Below are 5,311 nucleotides of genomic sequence, written 5' to 3' on the forward strand. Positions count from 1 at the left end.
ATCAAGACGCGAATCGTGTATCCTTCCCATCGACAATGAGCGCACCTTCCCGCCGCACCGAACGCGCCGATGCCCGCCTCAACCGCGAACGCATCATCCAAGCCGCACGCGACCTCTTCGTCGAACACGGCGCCAGCGTCGACGTCCGCCAAGTCGCCGAGCGCGCCGGAGTCGGCGTCGGCACCATCTACCGAAACTTCCCCGCCAAATTCGACCTCGTCGCCGCCGTCACCGCCGAACTCCTCGACGAAGCCGACCACGCCCTCACCCGCGTCCTCGCCACCGACGACCCCATCGCCGCCATCGCCGGCTACATCACCACCCTCGCCGAAACCTTCGCCCGCACCTCACCCCTCGCCATGGACATCATGGCCGCCCCCGAATTCCAACAAATCAAACAGCGCGTCCTCCAGTGGTTCGCCGACCCTCGGCTCGAAAACATCATCCAGCGCGGAATCCAGAACGGACTGTTCCACCCCGACCTCGACATCCCAACCGCACGACTCTTCATCGCCGGCGCCGCCGACCCCCTCGTCGTCATGAGCGCCGCCACCGCAACCTCCCCAGCCCCCTCCATCGTCCCCGGCATCGTCCAGCTCGTCCTCCGCGCCCTCCTCGTCCCAGGTAGCTCCCACCACGCGAAAGGGACTTAACCGGCCCCCTATCGCGCGGCGCTATAATTCCCGCAACCAAACCCGGGGCAAACCCCACTCCCCTGCCCCGGCCCCGGAGCCGGCCCGTGGAAGACCCAAAGATCATCGCAGAGCGGATCATCCAAAACGTCGAACACGTCATCGTCGGCAAAACCCGGGAGATCCGCCTCGCCGTCACCGCCCTCCTCTGCGGCGGCCACATGCTCATCGAAGACGTCCCCGGCGTCGGCAAAACCATGCTCGCCCGCGCCATCGCCATCTCCACCGGCTGCACCTTCCGCCGCATCCAATTCACCCCCGACCTCCTCCCCTCCGACGTCACCGGCGTCTCCATCTACAACCAAAAAACCGGCGACTTCGAATTCCGCCCCGGCCCCATCCTCGCACAAGTCGTCCTCGCCGACGAAGTCAACCGCGCAACCCCCAAAACCCAGTCCGCCCTCCTCGAAGCCATGGAAGAGCGTCAGGTCACCGTCGATGGCATCACCCATCGCATGCCCCAGCCCTTCATGGTCCTCGCCACCCAAAACCCCATCGAATACGAAGGCACCTTCCCCCTCCCCGAAGCCCAACTCGACCGATTCCTCATCCGCATGTACCTCGGCTACCCCAGCCCCACCGACGAAGTGCTCGTCCTCGACAACCAACAAAACCGCCACCCCATCGAATCCCTCCAACAGATCACCGACGCCAACGAAATCCTCCAACTCCAACGCGCCGTCCGCGAAATCTACGTCGACCCCCTCATCAAGCAGTACATCGTCCAGCTCGCCAACGCCACCCGCGAACACGAAGCCGTCTACCTCGGCGCCAGCCCGCGCGGCTCCCTCGCCCTCTTCCGCACCGCACAGGCCCGCGCCCTCCTCGAAGGCCGCGACTTCGTCATCCCCGACGACGTCAAAGACCTCGCCGTCTTCACCCTCGCCCACCGCGTCATCGTCAGCCCCGGCGCCAAAGTCAAAGGCGTCACCCAGGCCGACGTCATCGCCCAGTGCCTCCAGCGCGTCCCCGTCCCCGGGGCCCGCGCCCGCGCCTGAGGACCACCGTGCGCCGGCAGCTCAGCGCCGCCCTCGCCCCCGAACGCCGAACCCTCACCCTCATCCTCGCCATCCTCCTCCTCAGCATCTTCGTCGCCTTCGCCACAGGCTTCTGGCTCCTCTTCCGCCTCGTCTACATCATCGCCCTCGCCATCCCCCTCGCCTGGCTCTACACCTGGTGGAATACCCGCGGCCTCCAAGCATTCGCCGACCGCCGCACCTCCCGCGCCCAAGTCGGACAGGAAGCCCTCGAAATCATCGAAGTCCGCAACACCACCCTCCTCCCCAAAGTCTGGCTCGAAATCGAAGACCCATCCGGCCTACCCCGCCATCGCTCCCGCCGCATCGTCACCATCCCACCCCGCCGCTCCCGCAACTGGATCGTCACCACCCCCCTCCTCCGCCGCGGCCTCTACGAATGGGGCCCACTCACTGTCACCGCCGTCGACCCCTTCGGCATCTTCCGTCGCACCCGCCAGTTCGGCCAAGCCCAGCAGATCCTCGTCTATCCCCCCGTCGTCGAACTCCCCCACTTCCAAGCACCACCCGCCAACCTCCCCGGCGAAGGCCGCTACCGCCGCCGCACCCACTACGTCACCCCCAACGCCGCAGGCATCCGCGAATACGCCCCCGGCGATGCCTTCAACCGCATCCATTGGCGCTCCACCGCCCGCACCGGCGAACTCATGGTCAAAACCTTCGAGCTCGACCCAGCCTCCGACATCTGGGTCATCCTCGACCTCGAACGCCGCATCCACGCCGGCTCCGGCGACGACTCCACCGAAGAATACGCCGTCCGCATCGCCGCCAGCATCGCCCGCCACTACATCATCGCCAATCGCCCCGCAGGCCTCATCCAGTTCGGCCGCGATCTCCGCATCCTCGAACCCGAACGCGGCCAAAACCAGCTCACCCGCATCCTCGAAACCCTCGCCACCGCCAGCGCCGTCGGCGACGCCCCCCTCGGAGCCCTCCTCCTCGAAGAACAACGCCGCTTCGGCCGCCACACCACCCTCGTCATCGTCACCGCCTCCACCGACGACCACTGGCTCACCGCCATCCAATCCCTCACCCAGCGCGGCGTCCGCGCCGCCGTCGTCCTCGTCGACCCCTCCACCTTCGGAAGCGAACGCTCCCCACTCCTCCTCTACGGACAGCTCACCGCATCCGATATCCTCACCTACATCGTCCGCCGCGGCGATGACCTCTCCCTCGCCCTCGGCCCCGCGGGCGCAGGAGGCAGCGCATGGCAGGCCTGAACCCATCCATCCACCGAAGCCCCGCGCGCACCGTCGGCACCGCAGCCATCGACCTCCCCCGCATCGTCATGAGCTGGGAAGACTGGCTCACCCTCGCCGTCGCCATCGTCACCTTCGTCGCCATCGGCCACTCCCTCGACCAAGCAGACTGGGTCGAGCGCATGCCCCCCTTCATCCCCACCGTCCTCGCCGGACTCCTCGTCGGCATGCTCACCGCCCGCGTCCGCGCACCCGCACTCGCCATCCACCCCCTCGGCCTCCTCATCGGCGCCACCATCGTCACCCTCGTCGCCCAAACCTACGCCGATGGCCCCACCCTCGCCGACCGCCTCGCCGACTTCCGCTTCCGCATGGTCGAATGGTTCCACATCGTCCGCTCCGGCGACATCTCCAACGACAACCTCCCCTTCGTCACCCTCGTCCACGCCATCACCTGGCTCGCCGCCTACGCCGCCGCCTGGAGCCTCTTCCGCTGGCACAACGCCTGGCTCGCACTCCTCCCCGGCGGATTCGTCCTCCTCACCAACATCTCCTTCCTCGATGGCCAGCCCACCGGCGACTTCGTCATCTTCCTCTTCGGCGCCATCGTCCTCATCTCCCGCGTCCACCTCCAGAAAAACCTCGCCCGCTGGCGCGCCGAAGGCATCGACTACCCCGAATTCATCTCCGTCAGCCTCATCCAGCTCACCGTCACCGCCGCCGCCGCCCTCGTCGTCATCGCCTGGTCGCTCCCCCTCGGCAACCAAGCCAAGGCCGCCGAATCCATCTTCGATACCCTCCTCCGCCCCATCACCTCCCAATCCGACCAACTCGTCCGCCTCTTCCACAACATCGATTCCCGCCGCGGCGCCAACCTCCACACCTTCGGCAACACCCTGCCCATCCAAGGCGACGTCACCCTCGGCACCAAACGCCTCCTCGAAGTCAACAGCGCCAACGCAGGCCTCATCCGCGCCACCAGCTACGAGGTCTACACCGGCAACGGCTGGAAAGCCGGCCCGCGCGACAGCGCCCGAGTCGACGCCCGCGACCTCGCCGTCGACCCCCAAACCGCCACCTACCAAGCCCGCACCGTCGCCATCCTCCGCATCAAACTCCTCTCCTCCGAAAGCACCATCCTCACCCCAGGCGTCCCCCTCGCCGCCAACATCGACACCCGCATCGACGCCGCTCCCGGCCAATCCGGCGACATCGAACGCATGCGAAGCCGCATCGCCCTCGGCCCCGAAGACACCTACAACAGCTTCGGCTCCGTCTCCACCGCAACCGCCCAACAGCTCGACGCCGCCGGAACCGCCTACCCCTCCTGGATCCTCGAACGCTACCTCCAGCTCCCCAACTCCCTCCCCCAGACCGTCCGCGACGAAACCCGCCGAATCGTCCAGGCATCCGGCGCCACCACCCCCTACCAACAAGCCAAAGCCATCGAAGCCTACCTCCGCACCTTCCCCTACGACCTCACCGTCCCCGCCCCCCCACCCGGCCGCGACGCCGTCGAATACCTCCTCTTCGAGCTCAAGCGCGGCTACTTCGACTACCAAGCCTCGGCCATGTGCGTCATGCTCCGCACCATCGGCATCCCCTGCCGCGTCGCCGTCGGCTACGTCCTCACCCCCGGCACCGGCGAAGAAACCCTCTACACCGTCCGCAAAAGCGACGCCTACAGCTGGGTCGAAGTCTTCTTCCCCTCCTACGGATGGGTCGAATTCAACCCCACCTCCGACCGGCCCGAGGGCGGCGCCGGCGGCTTCAGCCAGCCCCTCGTCCCCTCCGACCCCTTCGTCGAGCCCTCCCTCGAAGAGCTCTTCGGCCCCGACTACCGCGACCCCACCGGCGGCACCGACCCCGTCCAAGAAGCCCTCGCCGAAGAGCCCGTCATCAGCCAAACCCCCAACTGGCTCCTCATCCTCATCCCGCTCACCATCCTCGCCCTTCTCGCAGCCGGCGCCCTCGGCATCCGCATCGCCTGGAACTGGGGCCTCGCCGGGCTCGACCAACGCGCCCGCCTCTGGGCCCATACCCAGCGCCTCGCGGGCTGGGCCGGCCTCGGCACCAAGCCAACCGAAACCCCCCGCGAATGGGCTCGCCGCCTCGGACGCTCCCTCCAACGCCAACAGCCCGCCGAACGGCTCACCCAAGCCTACGAAGAAACCCGCTACGGCCCGCCCGACCGCCAACGCATCGACCAGGCCGAGGCCGTCGCCGCCTACCGCTCCCTCCGCAGCGCCCTCATCGGCCGCCTCCTCCGCCGCAAGCCCCGACGCCAGCCATGAACGACAACACCACCCACCACCAACCCCTCCCAGCCGCCCTCATCGACACCCCCCTCGGCTGGGTCGGCATCGCCGTCACCGCCAACGGC

General features: G+C 67.7%; 4 protein-coding genes. All 4 read left to right on the forward strand.

Annotation, left to right across the window (positions count from 1 at the left end; all coding sequences use genetic code 11):
• The first annotated feature begins 35 nt into the window (after positions 1-35).
• The 4 genes from VAE53_RS11995 to VAE53_RS12010 all read left to right on the forward strand — a co-directional run bounded on the left by VAE53_RS11995 (position 36) and on the right by VAE53_RS12010 (position 5,222).
• A complete protein-coding gene (locus VAE53_RS11995; RefSeq protein WP_322819605.1) occupies positions 36-653 on the forward strand; it encodes a TetR/AcrR family transcriptional regulator in 618 nt (205 codons plus the stop codon).
• 86 nt (positions 654-739) lie between these two features.
• Positions 740-1,690: a MoxR family ATPase gene (locus VAE53_RS12000; RefSeq protein WP_322819606.1), complete on the forward strand. Its 951-nt coding sequence runs from the start codon at positions 740-742 to the stop codon at positions 1,688-1,690.
• Between the two features lie 8 nt (positions 1,691-1,698).
• On the forward strand, positions 1,699-2,949 hold the full coding sequence (locus tag VAE53_RS12005; RefSeq protein ID WP_322819607.1) for a DUF58 domain-containing protein: 1,251 nt from the start codon (positions 1,699-1,701) through the stop codon (positions 2,947-2,949).
• Positions 2,937-5,222, forward strand: coding sequence for a transglutaminase domain-containing protein (locus VAE53_RS12010; protein WP_322819608.1), 2,286 nt, complete (start codon positions 2,937-2,939; stop codon positions 5,220-5,222). Before VAE53_RS12005 ends, VAE53_RS12010 begins: the two co-directional genes overlap by 13 nt.
• The last annotated feature ends 89 nt before the right edge of the window (positions 5,223-5,311 follow it).

It is taken from the genome of Tepidiforma sp., assembly GCF_034432735.1.
Classification (GTDB): Bacteria; Chloroflexota; Dehalococcoidia; order Tepidiformales; family Tepidiformaceae; genus Tepidiforma.